This is a genomic window from Actinoalloteichus sp. GBA129-24, from assembly GCF_001941645.1.
Lineage (GTDB): Bacteria > Actinomycetota > Actinomycetes > Mycobacteriales > Pseudonocardiaceae > Actinoalloteichus_A > Actinoalloteichus_A fjordicus.
In genome coordinates this window covers 313,152-331,661 of record NZ_CP016077.1, presented here as the reverse complement: position 1 = coordinate 331,661, position 18,510 = coordinate 313,152, and the positions used below count along the sequence as shown (strand labels likewise).

The 18,510-nt window shown below is 69.1% G+C and carries 9 protein-coding genes and 1 tRNA gene; 2 read left to right on the top strand and 8 right to left on the bottom strand.

Annotated elements, in window-relative coordinates; all coding sequences use genetic code 11:
* Window positions 1-61: 61 nt before the first annotated feature.
* Window positions 62-844, bottom strand: coding sequence for a S1 family peptidase (locus UA75_RS01460; RefSeq protein ID WP_083682844.1), 783 nt, complete (start codon window positions 842-844; stop codon window positions 62-64).
* A 678-nt stretch (window positions 845-1,522) separates the two neighbouring features.
* On the opposite strand from UA75_RS01460, the gene helR reads away from it, so the two are divergent.
* Window positions 1,523-3,733, top strand: coding sequence for an RNA polymerase recycling motor ATPase HelR (gene helR / locus UA75_RS01455; protein WP_198042899.1), 2,211 nt, complete (start codon window positions 1,523-1,525; stop codon window positions 3,731-3,733).
* 102 nt (window positions 3,734-3,835) lie between these two features.
* On the opposite strand, the gene dnaE is transcribed toward helR, so the two are convergent.
* On the bottom strand, window positions 3,836-7,354 hold the full coding sequence (dnaE, locus tag UA75_RS01450) for a DNA polymerase III subunit alpha (RefSeq protein WP_075743286.1): 3,519 nt from the start codon (window positions 7,352-7,354) through the stop codon (window positions 3,836-3,838).
* 467 nt (window positions 7,355-7,821) lie between these two features.
* Window positions 7,822-9,597, bottom strand: coding sequence for an NPCBM/NEW2 domain-containing protein (locus UA75_RS01445; protein ID WP_075738197.1), 1,776 nt, complete (start codon window positions 9,595-9,597; stop codon window positions 7,822-7,824).
* 369 nt (window positions 9,598-9,966) lie between these two features.
* Between UA75_RS01445 and UA75_RS01440 the strand changes: the two genes are divergently transcribed.
* Entirely contained in the window at window positions 9,967-10,578 is a 612-nt protein-coding gene (locus UA75_RS01440; protein ID WP_198042898.1) for a GNAT family N-acetyltransferase, read from the top strand.
* A gap of 415 nt (window positions 10,579-10,993) precedes the next feature.
* On the opposite strand, the gene UA75_RS01435 is transcribed toward UA75_RS01440, so the two are convergent.
* The 5 genes from UA75_RS01435 to topA form a co-directional block, all read right to left on the bottom strand.
* Window positions 10,994-11,070, bottom strand: a tRNA-Thr gene (locus tag UA75_RS01435).
* A gap of 61 nt (window positions 11,071-11,131) precedes the next feature.
* Entirely contained in the window at window positions 11,132-12,364 is a 1,233-nt protein-coding gene (locus tag UA75_RS01430) for a DNA polymerase III subunit delta' (RefSeq protein ID WP_075738193.1), read from the bottom strand.
* Window positions 12,365-12,471: 107 nt separating this feature from the next.
* Window positions 12,472-14,706, bottom strand: coding sequence for a bifunctional MFS transporter/dTMP kinase (locus UA75_RS01425; protein WP_083682843.1), 2,235 nt, complete (start codon window positions 14,704-14,706; stop codon window positions 12,472-12,474).
* A gap of 356 nt (window positions 14,707-15,062) precedes the next feature.
* Complete coding sequence (locus UA75_RS01420) at window positions 15,063-15,491, bottom strand: hypothetical protein (protein ID WP_157433934.1); 429 nt, start codon at window positions 15,489-15,491, stop codon at window positions 15,063-15,065.
* A gap of 71 nt (window positions 15,492-15,562) precedes the next feature.
* A complete protein-coding gene (gene topA / locus UA75_RS01415) occupies window positions 15,563-18,328 on the bottom strand; it encodes a type I DNA topoisomerase (RefSeq protein ID WP_075738189.1) in 2,766 nt (921 codons plus the stop codon).
* Window positions 18,329-18,510 lie beyond the last annotated feature (182 nt).

Genomic DNA, 18,510 nt, shown 5'->3' with positions numbered 1-18,510 from the left:
CTGCGGCGAGTGGACAGCGCGCTACGACGAGCGACATGAGGCGGGCCGAAACGGCCGGACCTCAGCCTGTGACGGTACTCCTGATCCAGCTCTGGTACGCCGTCGCGTCGGTGTAGATCAGGCCCAGTTCACCGCAGACCGAGGTCCCGCCTCGGCTGTCCAGCCCGACGAGCGACCAGCCGCCGAGGGGCTGCCGTTCCACTGCGGGACCGCCGGAGTCGCCGTAGCAGGAGGTGGCCTGGTTCGTCACGTCCATGCACAACTCGGTGCCGCTGTGAATCGTGGCCCGCGAGCACATGGCGTCGAAGGTGACGGTCCGGTCCAGCTCGCGCAGCATCCTCGGGTACTCCCACGAGCACTCGTAGGTGTTGCACGTCTTGCCCCAGCCGAGCAGCCGGATGGCGTCGCCGTGCTTCGGCGAGGACGTGGCGACGGCGATCGGCCTGGCCGAGGCGGCGCGTTCCAGCCGCATCAGGGCGATGTCGCCGTGCAGCCCGTCCCAGTCGGGATGGGCGACCATCTCCACCACCCGCAGGTACTCGCCGCCCGCACTCCGATCGTTGGAACCGATCCGTGCCGTGTAGGAGCCGAGGTCGCCCTGAAGGCAGTGCGCCGTGGTGACCACCCAGCGCGGATCGACCAGCGCGCCGCCGCACCAGTGCTCGCGTCCCTCGGCGGGCCGTTGGATCGAGACCATGAAGGACTGGTTCTCCGCCGACTGAACGCCGCCCACGATCCTCGGGGCCGTCCGAGACGCCGCCGTCGCGCCGCCCGCGCCCGCCAAGGCAGCGCTGAGCATGACCACTGCGGCCAGCACGGCGCCCAGAATTCGCGGCATCCGCATCGTTCGACTCCTCTGCACGGCGTTTCCCTCGGTGACCCGCTGATCTTGCGCAGCAACACGCGGAAGGACCTTCGACACGCCGTGGAAATCACTCGAATCGGTGAAGGAGTCGCCACCATCCGAGGACAAGTGAGGCGACGGCGCCTGCCGGTGACCAGCCGCGCAACGTCGGGACCGCCGCCGCACCGGTTCGAGACGTGCACCAGAACGAGGTGGCGACGTCGATCTGTTCTCGGCCGAGAACGGCACGGGTGTCGATCGCCACAGGAGATACGAAGAGGATGGCGGACGGTACTCGCACGGTCACTCGCCGACACCGAGAAGTACCGTCAGGCTCACGAATTCTCGCGCACGGCCGGAATCTCGATCAGATAGATCGCTCGGTCCGGAAAAAGGGGGCGTCCACCCTTTTCCATTTTCAATCTATAGCGCACCGGGGGGCTTGTGGCAAGACCCTGGTCATGCTGCACAATCGCCCGCCGGAGTCGCTAGCTGCGAAAACGGCTGTCACGAGAATGGGTATGTGTCGTCGGCTCATGGATCATGACAGGTGTGAACCGGGGCGGCACGCACGGCGCAGCCGCCGACGCACCCGCGAACGGAAGAAGATCGGCACACCTTCCCCACGCCGATGAAAGAACGTCGAACTCGACATCAGCAAGCAGCTATGAGGGGCATGTGTCAGCTCAAGGGTATGAAGAGGAACTGCGGTCCGAGCGGGACTATGTGGCCGGGCTCTACGCGCGGCTCGACGCCGAGCGCGCGCGGATGAAGGGCGTGTACCAGACCGCGCTGCGGGAGCACGGCGCCACACCCGTGGAACGGGACGTCGAAGTGCGCGCACTGGCCGCCGAGGTGAAGCGGCTGCACGTGGCGGACGACGGCCTGTGCTTCGGCAGGCTGGACACCCGATCCGGCAGCCATCGCTACATCGGCCGGATCGGCATCTTCGACGCGGAGAACGAGTACGAGCCGATGCTGCTCGACTGGCGGGCGCCCGCGGCACGCGCGTTCTATCTCGCCACCGCCGCCCGCCCGGAGGGCATGCGGCGCAGGCGCCAGTTCAGTACTCGAGGACGGCACCTCGCCGACTTCACCGACGAGGTGCTCGGCCGCCCCGGTGGCGGCGAGCGCGGCGATTCGGCCCTGCTCGCGGCCGTCAACGCGCCACGCGGGAACGGGATGCGCGACATCGTGGCGACGGTCCAGGCCGAGCAGGACGAGATCATCCGGCTCGACCATCCGGGGGTGTTGGTCATCGAGGGCGGCCCCGGCACCGGGAAGACCGTGGTGGCGTTGCACCGCGTCGCGTACCTGCTCTACACGAAGCGGGAGCGGATGGAACGTCACGGCGTCCTCGTGGTCGGGCCCAACCCGGCGTTCTTGAACCACATCGGCCGAGTCCTGCCGTCGCTCGGCGAGTCCAACGTGGTGTTCATGACCACCGGCGATCTCGTGCCGGGACTGCGCGTCACCGCCGAGGACGCCCCGGAGGCCGCCAGGCTCAAGGGCTCGCGCGAGATCCTGGCCGTGCTGGCGGCGGCGGTCGCCGATCGACAGCGGCTGCCCGCGCAGCCGGTGTCCGTCGAACTCGCCGACGCCACGGTGCGGCTCGACGCCGAGATCGCGGCATGGGCCAGGGAGGAGGCTCGGGCAAGCGGGCTGCCGCACAACGAAGCACGCGCCGTGTTCACCGAGATCATCACCTGGGCCCTCACCGAGCGGGCGATCGCCCGAATCGGCCGAGGCTGGCTGACCAGAGACGACCGCAAGGCATGGGAGAACCTCCGGGCCGAGTTGCGCACGGAACTCGCCGAGAACGACGTCTTCACCGCCGCGCTGAACGAGCTCTGGCCGACGCTGACCCCGAAGACGCTGTTGGCGCAGCTGTACACGTCACCAGAGCGGTTGAGCACGGCGGGCGCGGACCCGGCGTTGTCCCGGGCCGACGGCCAGGCCTGGACGGTGTCCGACGTGCCGCTGCTCGACGAACTCATCGATCTGCTGGGCCCCGACCCGTCCGCCGAGAAGGCCGATCGGGCCGCCGAGCGGGAGCAGCAGGCCGAGGCCGAATACGCCGCGGGTGTGCTGGACATCCTGGTCGGCCGCGAGGATTCGATGGACGACGAAGACCACCTGTTCGCCAAGGACCTGCTCTACGCCGAGGACCTGGCCGATCGATTCCTCGAGCGCGACACCCGTGAACTCGCCGAACGCGCCGCCGCCGACCGGGACTGGACCTACCGGCACGTCGTGGTCGACGAGGCACAGGAGTTGTCGGAGATGGACTGGCGGGTGTTGATGCGTCGCTGCCCCGGCCGTTCCTTCACAGTGGTCGGCGACCTCGCCCAGCGGCGGTCGGCGGCAGGCGCGACGTCCTGGGACACGATGCTCCAGCCGTACGTGCCCGGCCGCTGGCTGTACCGGTCGCTGTCGATGAACTACCGCACCCCGGCGGAGATCATGGCCGTCGCCGCCGGGCTGCTCGCCGACTTCGCGCCAGGGGTCCGGCCGCCGGATTCGGTCCGCGCATGCGGTGTCGGGCCGTGGGCCAGGCAGGTCACCGAGGACGAGGTGCCCGCCGCCATCGAGGAGTTCGTCCGGGACGAGGCCGGGCGCGAGGGCACCAGTGTCGTGATCGGACCGCCGGGGACGCCGGGCGCGATGGCCGCGTCGGAGACGAAGGGACTGGAGTTCGACGCCGTCCTGGTGGTGGAGCCGGAGCGAATTCTCGCCCACGGCCCCCGAGGCGCGGCCGAACTCTACGTGGCGCTCACCCGAGCCACCCAGCGGCTCGGCGTCCTGCACCGGGGTCCGTTGCCGCCGGTCCTGGCCGGAATCACCGCGACTCCTCCGCCCGCGCGGGCCGGGAGCGCAGGCTCGGCGTAGTGCCGCGTGCGGGCCCGGCGCCCACACCGCGGCCCGGCCTGCCGATCGACCCCGACCGCCCCGCCCTCCTCCGCCCGAGCAGCGAAGGAGGGCAGGCGGGGGTCACGCTCCCAGCGCGACCCCCGGAATGGCCTTGAGCTCGCCGACCAACGCCGGAGTCATCTCGATCGGATAGTCGTTCACCAGGTAGGTCTCCTTCTGCGTCTGATACGACAGCGTCAGACGCACCGGCACGTCGCCTCGGTGCGCGGCGAGCGTCCGCTTGAGCTCCAGGACGACGTCGCGGTTCAGCTTCTCGACGTTGCAGAGCAGGGTGACCGGCGGCGCGGCGCCCGGATTGGACTCGGCCTCGCTGATGTCCAGGGTGACGATGCCGGAGCCGAACACGGACATCTTCTCCTCGCGCCAGTTGACCCGGCCCTTGATCGCCACCGCCGAGTCCTCCACCAGATCGGCGGCCAGCACGCTGTAGCTCTTGGCGAAGAAGAGCACCTCCACCGAGGCGTCCAGGTCCTCCACCGTGGCAATGGCCCAGGGCTCGCCCTGCTTGTTCACCCGACGTTCCAGGGAGGAGATCATCCCGGCCAGGACGATCTCGCCCTCCTTGGGCGGGTCGGCCAGGATCGCCGCGATGGTCCTCGGCGCATGCTTGTGCAGGATGCGCTCCGCGCCGTCCAGCGGATGCGCGGAGACGTACAGGCCCAGCATCTCCCGCTCGTAGGCCAGGAGCTGCTTGCGCGGCCATTCTTCCGGCGCGAAGTGCAGATGCGCCAGCGGCGAGGCGTCGGCGGACTTCTCGCCGTCGTCACCCCCGCCGAAGAGGTCGAACTGGCCGAGGGCCTCCTGACGCTTGAGGCCGATCACGGCGTCCACCGCCGCCTCGTGATGCTCGATGAGCGACCGACGCGAATGGCCGAAGGAGTCGAAGGAGCCCGCCTTGACCAGCGACTCCACCACTCGCTTGTTGCAGACGGCGATCTCGGCCTTGTCGAGGAAGTCGGTGAAGGACGTGTAGCGGCCCTTCTCGGCCCGCCGATCGATGACCGACTGGACGACGTTGGCGCCCACGTTGCGGATGGCGCCGAGGCCGAAGCGGATGTCGCTGCCGACGGCGGCGAACCGGTGCACCGACTCGTTCACGTCCGGCGCGAGGACCTTGATGCCCAGCCGCCTGCACTCGGACAGGTAGATGGCCGACTTGTCCTTGTTGTCGCCGACCGAGGTCAGCAGCGCCGCCATGTACTCGGCGGGGTGATGGGCCTTCAGATACGCGGTCCAGTAGCCCACCAGCGCATAGCCCGCAGCGTGCGACTTGTTGAACGCGTACCCGGCGAAGGGCAGCACCGTGTCCCAGAGCGTCTGCACGGCCTCGTCGGAGTAGCCCTGACTCCGCATGCCCTGTTGGAAGCCCTCGAACTCCTGCTCGAGCACCTCCTTCTTCTTCTTACCCATCGCCTTGCGGAGCACGTCCGCGCGACCCATCGAGTACCCGGCGACCTTCTGCGCGGTACGCATGATCTGTTCCTGGTAGACGATCAGACCGTAGGTCTCGCCCAGGATCTCGGCCAGCGGCTCTTCGAGCTCCGGATGGATCGGGGTGATCTTCTGTCGCCCGTTCTTCCGGTCGGCGTAGTTGTTGTGCGTGTTCATCGCCATCGGACCGGGCCGGTACAACGCGTTGACCGCGATGATGTCGTTGAACTCGGTGGGCTGCATCCGCCGGAGCAGGTCGCGCATCGCGCCGCCCTCGAGCTGGAACACGCCGAGTGCGTCGCCTCGACCGAGCAACTCGTAGGTGGCCTTGTCGTCCACCAGCAGCCGGTCGAGGTCGATGTCCTCGCCCTTGTTGGCCTTGATGTTCTCGATGGCGTCGCCGATGATCGTCAGGTTCCGCAGACCGAGGAAGTCCATCTTCAGCAGGCCGATGGCCTCGCAGGACGGATAGTCCCAGCCGGTGATGATGGCGCCGTCGTCCCGCCGCCAGAGCGGAATCGCCTCCATCAGCGGCTCGGAGGACATGATCACCGCGCAGGCGTGGACGCCCGCGTTGCGGATCAGGCCCTCCAGTCCCCTGGCGGTCTCGAAGATCGTCGAGACCTCCTGGTCGTTCTGGACCAGGGTGCGGACCTCCGCCGCCTCGGCGTAGCGCTCGTGGCTGGAGTCGACGATGCCGGACAGCGGGATGTCCTTGGCGGCGACGGGCGGCGGCAGCGCCTTGGAGATCCGGTCGGCGATGGCGTAGCCGGGCTGGCCGTAGTGGACTCGCGCGGAGTCCTTGATCGCGGCCTTCGTCTTGATCGTGCCGAAGGTGATGACCTGGGCCACCCGGTCCGAGCCGTACTTGTCGGTCGCGTAGCGCACCATCTCGCCGCGCCTGCGGTCGTCGAAGTCGATGTCGATGTCGGGCATCGACGCGCGCTCGGGATTCAGGAACCGCTCGAACAGCAGGCCGAGCGGGATCGGGTCCAGGTTGGTGATGCCCAGCGCGTACGCGACCAGTGATCCCGCAGCCGATCCTCGGCCGGGGCCGACGCGGATGCCGACCTCCTTGGCGTGCTTGACGAGGTCGCCGACGACGAGGAAGTAGGCAGGGAAGCCCTTCTGCGCGATGACGTCGAGTTCGAACTCGGCCCGCTCCACGTAGCCGTCCGGGATGACGTCGGGGAACCGCCACCGCAGGCCCGTCATGACCTCCTGGTGCAGCCAGCTCACCTGATCGTGGCCCTCGGGGACCTCGAAGACCGGCATCCGATCGTGGTGGGCGTAGACCTCGTCGTAGGACTCGATGCGCTCGGCGATGAGCAGGGTGTTGTCCGCGGCGCCGGGGACCTCGGAGTCCCAGTAGGCGCGCATCTCTGCGGCCGACTTCAGGTAGTAGCCGTCGCCGTCGAACTTGAACCGGGTCGGGTCGTTGAGGGTCTTGCCTGCCTGGACGCACAACAGCGCGGAGTGCGCGTCCGCCTGGTCCTTGGTGACGTAGTGCGAGTCGTTGGTCGCCAGCGGACGCAGGTTCAGCTCACGGCCGATGTGCAGCAGGCCCTCGCGGACCGAGCGCTCGATGGGCAGCCCGTGGTCCATCAGCTCGAGGAAGAAGTTGTCGGCGCCGAAGATGTCCTTGTAGTCCGACGCGGCCTGCATGGCCGCCGCGGGCTGCCCCAGCCGGAGCCGGGTCTGCACCTCGCCCGAGGGGCAGCCGGTGGTGGCGATGATCCCCTCGGCATGCTCGGCGATCAGCTCGCGGTCCATCCTGGGCTTACGGTAGTAGCCCTCCATGCTGGCCCGGCTGGAGAGCGTGAAGAGATTACGCAGGCCGGTGGCATTACCGCCGAACATCGTCATATGCGTGTACGCACCGGCACCGGAGACGTCGCCGCCCTCACCGGACTGATCGCTGGACCGCTGCCCCGACTCGCCCCAGAACACCGGCTTCTTGTGGAAGCGGCTGGCAGGCGCGATGTAGGCCTCGATGCCGATGATCGGCTTGATGCCCTTCTTCTTCGCCTGTTGGTAGAACTCGTCCGCCCCGTACATGTTGCCGTGGTCGGTCATGCCCACGGCGGGCATCCCGAGCCTGGCGGCCTCGGCGAACAGGGGTGCGACCTTGGCGGCCCCGTCGAGCATCGAGTACTCGGTGTGTACGTGCAGGTGGACGAACTGATCCGACACAGTGCTCTCTTCCTGGCGTCCCAGTGTGTGCCGCGCCGCCCCCGGGTCGAGCGCGCGGTCCGGCCGAAGGCAGGATTCGGCGGTTCTACAGCTTCACACTTCACGCCGGGTGCCCACCACTCGGGGGGTCGGCGGTCGAGACGGTCGGACGGCGCCTTCATACCGCCGCTGAGCAGGCATGACGAGCCGAAACGACCCGAAGAGAACTCGAGCAGTACGAGCCCGCTCACGCGCGGTGGGGCCGTGCGCGAGACTCCCACGACGGCGAGGACATCCGGTCAGGGCGGCGGGCGTGCCTCCCACGTTCGACGGACGACGCCCCGCCTCGACGAGACCCGGCCGAAAAGCGGGCGAGGGCGCCCGTGGGGACGCCCTCGCCGTGGTGCGACAGGATTCGAGACGGTGGTGACGCCGCCCGGGCCTCAGCCGCCGCAGGTCACGCGGGCCAGACCCCAGTCGGCGTAGTCCCACCAGTTCTCGTCGCCGCCGTCGGTGACGACCAGCCGCAGCGTCTCGGCGTCGTTGAGGTGGACGTCCATGTCGCGGGCGCCTTCTCCCGCGTGGACGACGCCGCTGTCCCAGACCTTCTCGTCGTCGGCCCACACCTGGAAGACCACGTCGCCGCCGTCGCCTCGGCCGTCGTCGGGCCGGTTCTGCGAAGACTGCGGAGCACGGTCGTCGACGCCGACCGAGGCGGCGAATCGCGTGCAGTTCTGGCCCAGGTGCACCACCGTCTCCGACGGGGCCATGGTGCCGAGGCCCTTGTCGTAACGGACGCCGTTCACAGTCAGCGGATGACCGTCACCCTCGCCGATCGCGCCATTGCTCAGGTCCCGCTCGACGGGGCCGATGCCGTTGGACGAGGAGAGGAACGGCAGGTCGGAGACGTACGACGTCCCGCTGGGCGCCTCGACGATCTCGATCGAGGCCTGTTCGCTGATCCTGCCTGCCTTGCTGCCTCGCCCGTACTCGGCGTCCACCGCGAAGTCGAGGACGTCGGACTGCTCGACGCCGTCCACCGGACTGAGTCGCCAGGTAGCCGACGCGGTCTCGCCTCGGCCGAGGTGCCGACGTCCCGACTCGGCGATGCGCTCGGCCGCCCAGCCCTCGGGCACGACCGGCTCCAGCCTGACGTGGATGAGCCGTCGGCTGCTCAGGTTGGCGAACTCGGCCGTCACCTCCACCGAGGCTCCGGGGGCGACGTGCTCGGAGACCGGGTCGACGCGCAGTCCCGCTGCCGGGAGCCTCGGGTCCACGGTCGGAATGACGAGGTCCTGCACCCACTCGTCGGCGGCGACGTCCCGAGCCCGGATACGGGCCCCGTCGGAGCCGAGGCTCACCTGAAGGACCTGCCGGTTGAGGACGGCCCCGGTGTTGACGGCGGTGAAGCCGTCCGGGTGGCCGCCGGGCACGGTGACCCGCCTCGCCCACTTGTCGTCCCGCAGCGAGGAGTGCGTGTGCGAGCTGAACAGCACCGCCTGCGGGTAGTCGCCGAGGACCTGCCGAAGCTCCTCGTCCTGGAGATGGAACTCGCCGGAGGTGCCGTCCGACGAGGTGACGGTGTCGTACAGCGGGTAATGGGTGAAGACGAAGGCCGGGCGCCCGTCGCGGGTGTGGTGGTCGAGCCGGGCACGGAGCCAGTCGAGCTGCTCGTCACTCAGATAGACGTGGTCGTCCAGGTTGGGGTCCTCCCACCACATCAGCCGCTCGGTGCCCAGCGCGAGCAGCGGAATCCCGTCGACGACCTGCTCCGCGTAGACCTCGTCCCGGCCCGCGAACGCGAAGAACGACTCGTACAGCTCCTCCTCGGTGAAGCCGTTCGGCCAGGAGGGCTGGCACAGGGCGGTCGGGGAGCACCACGCGGGCGCGTAGGCCTCGTGGTTGCCGATGCTGGACAGCGTGGTCTGCGGCCCGGGAGTCTCCGCGATGATGTCGGTGACCTCCTGGTACTCGAAGTCGTAACCCCGGTCGACGATGTCGCCGTTGATGACCAGTGCCTTCGAGTCCGGCGCCAGTTCGTGGGCTGCCTCCCGCACGTCCCGGAAGGCCTGCAGTCCGCCCTGAATGTCACTCATGACGTCGAAGGTCCCGACGGAGCTGTGGTCGGGGGTCCTCTCCCCGGCCGATGCCGATGCGGCGAGGCCGCCGCAGGCCACCAGCGCTGCGAGCGCGGCGGCGGTCCATCTGGTCTGTCTCACGGTGCGGCTCCCAGGCGAAGCGACGAAGTACACGTCCGTCCGGACGCGGCCACCACGATCAGCGACCCAGATGTACCGTCGATCACGCACCGAGGAAGCGCAGCCGCCGACCGGCGCAACAGCAGGTGAACGGCTGCTCGGCAGTGATCGCGTTCAGCCCCGTCTCACCTGGTGACGGCCGGGGAACGTCGCCGAGGAGCAGGCAGGAAGATCACCCGTTCGCCTTGTCTGCCGCACCTCGGCCGTACCGCCCCTGGACGGCGCAGCACCGCCTGGCAGGCCCGGCGGGATCGCGACGCTCGTCCGTAGTGATCACGAGTTCTCGATGCAAGGATGATCCCCACGACAGCGGGCGCAGGAGAGGCGATCATGAGCGACGGGCGGAACCTGGGCACGACTCGATCGGGAACGAGTCGGACGAGAACGCAGGCCAGAACCGTCAACCTCCGCGATCTGCCGATCAGACGCGACGACCGCGTCCTGCTGCGCGCCTGGCAGATCGATGATCTGCCTGCGATCACGGAAGCCGCCAGGGACCCCTACATCCCGCTGATCACCTCCATTCCGCCGGACTGCTCCCCCGCCGAAGGCTCGTTCTGGCTGCACCGCCAGTGGAACCAGGCGGCCGAAGGTCGCGGGCTCCCGCTGGCGATCGTCGATCAGGCGGTCGGTGAGGCGGTCGGAATGGTGACGCTCAACAGCATCGACTGGACGCATCGACGAGCCGCCGTCGGCTACTGGCTGCTGCCCCGCCACCGGGGACGCGGCCTGGTCACCTCGGCGGTCCGGCTGGTCGTCGAACTCGCTCGCGATCTCGACCTGCTCCGCGTCGAGGCCCTGGTGGAGGTCGACAACCAGGAGTCGCAGGCCGTCTGCCGGGCCACGGGGTTCAACGAGGAGGGCACGCTGCACTCCTATCTCCGCATCGGCGAGCACAACCGAGACATGATCATGTTCGCCCGCGTGCTGCCGGAGTCGTGACGACGCCGTCGATCCGCACGGAAGCCGAACACTGCACGGCCCGGAAACCGCCCGCTCGGGTAGCTGGGCAGGGCACGTCCCTACTCCGGACGCAGGCAAGACCGTCGGCTCAGACGCAGCAGGCCGCTCGGCAGGCAAGAATTCAGTCGACGCCCACGGTGTCATCGAGCTCAGCAGCCCGCCGACAGCCTCCACCGCGAGCCGATCCGCTCCTCTGCTGCGCGCCCTGTCCTACGCCTGGCCAGTCAGCAGGGCCCGGCCCCACCCCTAGCCGCAGATGCTCCGACGCGCCGTCGTCTCGCTGATCACGAGGCACGTGTGTGCCGCCTGCCGCAGAGACTCGGCCTCCGTGGAGAGCACGCACCCCAGCACGACACAGGCCCCTCCCGGAATCCGGGAAGGGCCTGGTCACTGCTGGAGCCGCCTAAGGGAATCGAACCCTTGACCTACGCATTACGAGTGCGTTGCTCTGGCCGACTGAGCTAAGGCGGCGAAGCACTCACAGTGTAGCGGCCTGCGGGCACCCGATGCGCCGGGGGGCCGCCGACCGCGATCAGCCCAGGCGGAGGGTGGTGACCATCGCCTCGATCGCGATTCTCGGCTTCACGTTGCGGGTCAGTGCCGTCCGACATTCGAGCACGGACTCGAGCCTGCGCAGGGTCGACTCGGGCGTCCAGGACGCGGCCGCCTGGCGGATGTCGGCCGCCCGGTCGGGATGATTGAGGGTCGCCTCGGCACCGCTGCTCGACACCAGGACGTCTCGGTAGAACGAGGCGAGGTCGATGAGCGCCTGGTCCAGCGAGTCGCGCTGCATCCTGGTCGACCGGGACTTCTGGCGCTTCTCCAGCTCCCGGATCGCGGCGTTGGCGCCCCGCCCGGCCGCAGCAGTCCCCTTGCCGGTCCCGCCGCCGCCCATCGCGGTGCGCAGCTCGTCCTTCTCGTTCTCGTTGCGGGCCTCGTTGACCGCCCCTGCCTCGGACTCCGCCGCCTTCACCAGGTCGTCCGCACAGCGGAACACGTCCGCAGGCTGTCGGAGCCCCAGCGGAATCGCCAGCACCGCCTCTCGGCGGGCTCGGGCGTCGGCGTCGGTGGCCAGCCGCCTGGCTCGGTCGACGTGGCCGCCGCACACCGAGGCCGCCCAGGCGGCGGTCTGGCCGTCGACGCCGTCGTGGTGGCGGAGCATCTTCTCCACTGCGGCCTGGGACGGGGTCCGCAGGTGTACGGACCGACACCGCGAACGGATCGTCACCGAGACGTCCTCGGGGTGGTCCGACGGCGCGCACAGCAGGAAGACAGTGCGCGACGCAGGCTCTTCCACGGCCTTGAGCAGGGCGTTCGCCGCGCCTTCCGTCAACCGGTCCGCGTCGGCGACCACCACGACCTGCCAGCGCCCGCTGGTGGGTCGTCTGGCGGCGGTCTGCACCAGGCCGCGCATCTCCGCGACCGAGATGGACAGCCCCTCTGGCACCACCAGTCGCAGGTCGGCGTGGGTGCCCGCCAGGACGGTCCGGCAGCCTGCGCACTCTCCGCAGCCGGGGGGATCGCCGCCGCCGACACACTGCAGGGCTGCGGCGAAGGCCCTCGCCACCGTCGCGCAGCCTGCGCCGGGCGGGCCGCTGAACAGCCAGGCATGCGTCATGGCTCCGGGCGGGGAACTCCGCCCTGCCACCTGGTCGGCGGCCGCCCGCGCCGCCGAGGCCAGCTCGATTGCCACCTCGGGCTGGCCGATCAGGTCAGCCCACACCCCGGAGTCCGGGGCGCTCCCGGCCTCGTCCTCGCTCGTCACTCAGCCACCCGTCCCCTCTCGCCAGGTCTGCGGCGCCGCGAACACCGACGGACGCGCACTCGGCCCTCATTATCGGCGAGCACCCCGACGCCGCCGGAGCGACCTCGTCATTCCGAGTTGCTGCCCGTGCCTCCGGTGCCCACGTCAGCGGGCCGGTCGCTCATCTCATGGCCGCGGCCACGGCCGAGACCGCGCTTCGCCCGCAGCATCGGCTCCAGCGCGGTGCGGACCCTGGCCGCGATCTCCGCTTCGGTCCCGTCGGCATCGACCACCACGTACCGATCGGGATTCGCGGCGGCCATCTCGGCGAGCAGGTTCTGCACCCGCCAGTGGTGATCGGCGCCGAGCTGCTGCTCCGCGCGCTGGTTCACGCCGACCTGTGCCGGATCGCGATCGAGCAACACCGTCACGTCGGCACGGAGCTTGCCCGTCGCCCACTCGGCGAGCCCTTCCAGGTCACGCTGGTCCAGACCGCCCGCAGCGCCGAAGTGTGCCAGCGGGCTGTCCACGTAGCGCTCCATCACCACCACGGCGCCGGAGTCCAGTGCGGGCCGGATCACCTGCTCGACGACGTCGCTGCGGACGGCGGCGGCGACCAGGGCGTGTGCTCGCGATCCGGTGAGTTCGACCGAGCCCAGCATCCGGCCGAGCCGCCCCTCGTCCAAGGCGGGATCGTTGGCGAGGACGACATGGTCGTCGAAGGACTGCAACCAGTCGGTGAGGTGCTTGGTCTGGGTCGCCGTGTCGACCGCGGCGTCTCCTTCGATGGTGATCAGCAGGCCGACTCCCTTGCGGCGGCCGCCGCTGCGGAACGCCTCGCGCAGGTCGGCCATGATCGGCTGATCCCGCCGGTCGTCCATCTGCCGGTAGGCCAGCACGCCCAGCCCCACGGCGACGAGCCCGGCGCCGAACAGGATCGGCCGGGTGGCGTCCACCTGCACCTGGGTGCCGAAGAAGTCCAGGGAACGCTGGCCGAGGATGCCGATCAGCACCGGAACCAGGGTCAGCGCGCCGAACATCACGATGCGCAGCAGCGACTGCACCACCGCGACCGTGCGGCCGCGGATCTCGTCCTCGACCTGCGTGCCGACGATCGTGAGGCCGGTCAGGAAGGCCACCCCCGCCGAGGCGCCCACCAACGGCACCACGGCCAGTGAGATCCCCAGATGCGGCGCGAGGGCCACCGGGATCAGTGCCAGTCCCGCGCAGACGATCGCACTGCCGAACAACCGGTTGTGCGGCACCCGCTGGGCCAGTTTCGGCGACACCGCCATGCCGAGCGCCAGGCCGACGAACACCGCGCTGAACAGCATCCCGTAACCGGCGTCGCCTGCGGAGAGACTCTGGGAGTAGAGGTTCGACGTACCGACCACGGCGCCTGCGGCCGCCATCGCACCGATGATGCCGAGCACCAGGCCCCGGATCAGCGGCGTGGTGCCGATGAACTGGATTCCGTCCCGCAGCATCCGCAGCACGCCGGGGCGTTTCCCTGCGCCGTCGACGTGCATCGCCGTCGCGCCGCCGACGGCCCGCTTCGCAGCGCCGTCCACGGCCGCATTCGCTGCTTCGCCTGCCGTCGTGGTGACGTCGTCGACGACGACGTTCTTGGCCCGTCGCCCCGAGATCTCGGGAATCCGGGTGGCCACCACGATGGCGGAGGTGAGGAACGCGAGACTGTTGATGAACATCGCCGTGTAGACGGTGGTGGTGGAGTTCAACGAGAGGTTGAAGAGGGTGCCCACCGAGGAGAGCAGCGTGAACACCCCGGTCGCGGTGATGACGGAGACGCCATAGGTCATCGCCAGGCTCAGCTGGTTGGCCGTCTCGACCTGGTCCGGCCTGCGCAGCAGGTTGGGGATCGAGGACTCCTTGGCGGGAATCCAGAACAGGGAGCACATCTCGATCAGGAAGATCGCGACGAAGAGCCACCACAGTTCGCCGACGAGCGGGATCGACAGCATGATCCCCGCACGGAGGATGTCGCAGGTCACCATCACCTTGCGACGGTCGAACCGGTCGGCGAGCGTGCCTGCCAGCGGCGCCAGCACCATCGCGGGCAGCAGCTTCATCGCGACGACGCCGCCGAAGGCGAAGCTCTGGGCGGTGTAGCTCTCGGTCAGGTGAGTCGCGAGTGCCGTCTGCGCCAGCAGGGCGAGCCAGTCACCCATGCTGCAGATCGCCGAGACGATCCACAGTCTGCGGAATGCCGGAATCGCCAGGACTCCGCGTACCCGACGAACGGTGGACGAACCGGGATTCGAGGACTGCGGCACACCGTTGGTCGAGGCCTCCGCCGGGTTCCCGCTGATCCTGACCACCCCCGTTTCCCGTATCTCCACCATCGACCGGAGCCAAGCCTAGCCGGATTAGTTGATCTTGTTATTCGATTGCTCTCGTTAGAGTTGTGAGCTACCCCGACGAGCGCGCAACTTGACACACAGTATCCGCTGGAGCAGCCGGATCTGCTGAGAGCCGCCCCGACCTCACCGGAAGCCTGATGTCGGCCCCGAACAGCACGCAAGCGCCCAACGCAGAGGGTGAGCACTGTTCGTCGGCTGGCCAGTCTGACGCCGGGTGCAGGACATCTCGCAGAAAGGCTGAAGACCCGGAAAGTCAGCAGACGACCTCAGGCAGGAAGCGAACCGCGACTTCATGATCACTTCACCGGTCGTCCGGTCTGCTATTCACCAGTCCGATTTCAGCCGGCGAAGAGCAGAAGGAAGATCATCGCGATGACGCCCAGTGCGACTGCGGCGACCACCAGCCAGCCGACACCCTGATCCGCCGCTCGCCCCGGCGTGAGTCGTTGAGCTCGCGCGAGGAGCCCGCCGCCATCGGGCACCACCGGCGGGGCGGCGATGTGCCGCGCACCTCGCCCGGCGGCCGTTCTCGACGTCGAGTGTGACGACCCGATACCCCAGCTCGGCCCCGCCTCCGCGAACTCCGGCCGGGGCGGCGGAGCCACGACGGGTGGCACCACCACCCGACGGTGTCCCGCGCCGGTCGACATCGACGCAGGAGCCAGCCCGCCCACCGCGTCGGGGAACACCCCTGGCGGCGGAATGGCCTGCGTTCCGTCGGGTCCGGACAGTGCATCGAGACTCGCCACGGGAAACTCCCTGGTCATCACCGTGTGCATACCGCCCGTCAACGGTACGCCCGATCGAGCCCGCCACGCGAGGGCAGACCGCAGCCTCGTCAGCTCTTCGTCGAACTCCGAGGGGAGCCCTTCGGAGCACTCTTCGGGGCACTCTTCGCTGCGGGCTTGCGCTTCGTTCGCTTCGTCGTGCCGCCCTTGGCTCGCCGCTCGGCCAGGAGTTCACCCGCTCGCTCATCGCTGAGCGTCTCCACCGCATCGCCCTTGCGCAACGAGGCGTTGGTCTCGCCGTCGGTCACATAGGGGCCGAACCGGCCGTCCTTGACCACCATCGGCTTGCCCGTCGCCGGGTCCGCACCCAGCTCCCGCAGCGGCGGGATGGCCGTCGCCGTCCGCCTGCCCCGCTTCTTGGGCTCGGCGTAGATCTTGCGAGCCTCGTCCAAGGTGACCGTGAACATCTGATCCTCGGTCTCCAGCGAACGCGAGTCGGTGCCCCGCTTCAGATACGGTCCGTAACGGCCGTTCTGCGCGGTGATCTCCTCGCCCGAATCCGGATCGACCCCGACCACCCGGGGGAGAGAGAGCAGCTTCAGCGCCTCCTCCAACGACACCGTCTCCACCGTCATCGACTTCAACAGCGACCCGGTGCGCGGCTTGCCCTTGGTCCCCTCCGGCAGCAGCTCGGTCACGTAGGGCCCGTAGCGGCCTTCCTTCGCGACGATGTCATGACCGTTGACCGGATCGGTGCCCAGCGTCCGACCCTCCATCGGGGTGGCGAAGAGCTTCTCCGCGATCTCGGGAGTCAGTTCGTCCGGGGGCAGGTCGTCCGGCAGGTTCGCCCGCTGCTGCTCGCCGGACTCCCCTTCGGCGTTCTCTGCTGCTCGTTCCAGATACGGACCGTAACGGCCGACACGGACCACCACCGTCCGACCGGAGGAGTCGGCGAACATCGGGATCGAGTTGACCTCACGAGCGTCGATCTGCTCGACGCTGGAGCCGACGAGCTTCTTCAGCCCGCCCGCCCGGCCGATCGAGTCTTCCGGGCCGACGTCGCCGCCGAAGTAGAAGCCGGACAGCCAACCCGTGCGGTCCTGGCGGCCCGCCGCGATGCCGTCGAGCTCGTCTTCGAGAGCGGCGGTGAAGTCGTAGTCCACCAGCCTGCCGAAGTGCCGCTCCAACAGCGCGACCACGGCGAAGGCCACCCAGGAGGGCACCAGGGCGGAGCCCTTCTTCCAGACGTACCCACGGTCCTGAACGGTGCTGATGATCGAGGCATAGGTGGAGGGCCTGCCGATCCCCAGCTCCTCCAGGGTCTTCACCAGGCTGGCCTCCGTGTAGCGGGGAGGCGGGTTGGTGCTGTGTCCCTCCGGCTTGAGCTCTGCTGCGGTGACCTGCTGATCGACGGTGAGCACCGGCAGCCTGCGCTCGGCATCGTCCGCCTCGCCGCCCGCCTCGGAGTCCACCGACTCGACATAGGCCTTCAGGAAGCCCGCGAAGGTGATCGTGCGGCCGGAGGAGGCGAACGTGCACTCCTCACCCGTCGCGGCCGATCCGCGGATGCGGACGCTCATGGTCGTGCCCTTGGCGTCGGCCATCTGGGAGGCGATGGTCCGCTGCCAGATCAGCTCGTACAGCCGGAACTCGTCGGTCTCCAGCTCCTTCGCCACGGCACCGGGAGTGCGGAAGACCTCACCCGCCGGACGAATCGCCTCGTGCGCCTCCTGGGCGTTCTTCACCTTGCGGGTGTACTGGCGAGGCTTCGGCGAGACGTACTCCGCGCCGTACAGCTCGGTGGCCTGCGACATCGCCGCCGAGATCGCCGTGTCCGACAGCGTCGTGGAGTCGGTTCGCATATAGGTGATGTAGCCGTTCTCGTAGAGGCGCTGCGCGGTGCGCATCGTCCGCTCTGCCGAGAACCGCAACTTGCGGCCCGCCTCCTGCTGCAGCGTCGAGGTCATGAACGGCGCGTACGGCTTGCGGGTGTAGGGCTTCTCCTCGACTGCGGCGACCTGTAGCGCGACGTCGGCCAGCGCCGAGGCGAGTCCGCGAGCGGTCGCCTCGTCGAGGACTCGGACGCCCTCGGACTTCGCCCGGCCGTCGGAGCCGAAGTCACGACCGGTCGCGATGCGGTCGCCGTCGACCGCGACGAGCCGCGCAGAGAAGGTGCGCGGCGTGACCGCCTCGCCACCGTCCAGAACCGCCGCGACGTCCCAGTACGACGCCGAGACGAAGCGCAGGCGCTCCCGCTCCCGCTCCACCACGACACGGGTGGCCACCGACTGCACCCGCCCGGCGGACAGCTTCGGCATCACCTTCTTCCAGAGCACCGGGCTGACCTCGTAGCCGTAGAGCCGGTCGAGGATCCGCCGCGTCTCCTGGGCGTCCACCAGGTACTGGTCGAGATCGCGGGGGTTCTCCGCCGCCGCTCTGATCGCGGGCTCGGTGATCTCGTGGAAGACCATCCGCCGGACCGGGACCTTCGGCTTGAGTGCCTGCAACAGGTGCCAGGCGATGGCCTCGCCCTCCCGGTCGCCGTCCGTCGCGAGATACAGCTCGTCGACGCCCTTGAGCGCGTCCCGCAGCTCGGCCACCGTGGACTTCTTGTCCGGCGTGACGATGTAGAGGGGCTCGAAGTCGTTGTCGACGTCCACGCCGAGGCGTGCCCACGGTTGGCCCTTGTACTTCGCAGGCACGTCGGCGGCGCCGCGTGGCAGGTCTCGGATGTGCCCCCGCGAGGACTCGACGATGAAACCGCCGCCGAGGTAAGAGGAGATCTTGCGCGCCTTCGCAGGCGACTCGACGATCACCAGCCGACGACCCCCTGAGCCGTCGGCGCCGCCCTTCCTCGCCCGTGTCGACCCTGCCACGCTCTCCCGCTCTCTACCCAGACGGCCGATCTGTGCGACCCGCCTACCGTGCTCGTTGTCAAGGCGTTCGTGTCCAGCCTCGGACTCGCCAGTGTGCACCGACAAGTACTCCCACCGCTGCCCAGGGTGACGTACCCGCACCCGGTTGCGCTCGATCTCGGGTGTTCAACGGGTGTGAGGCG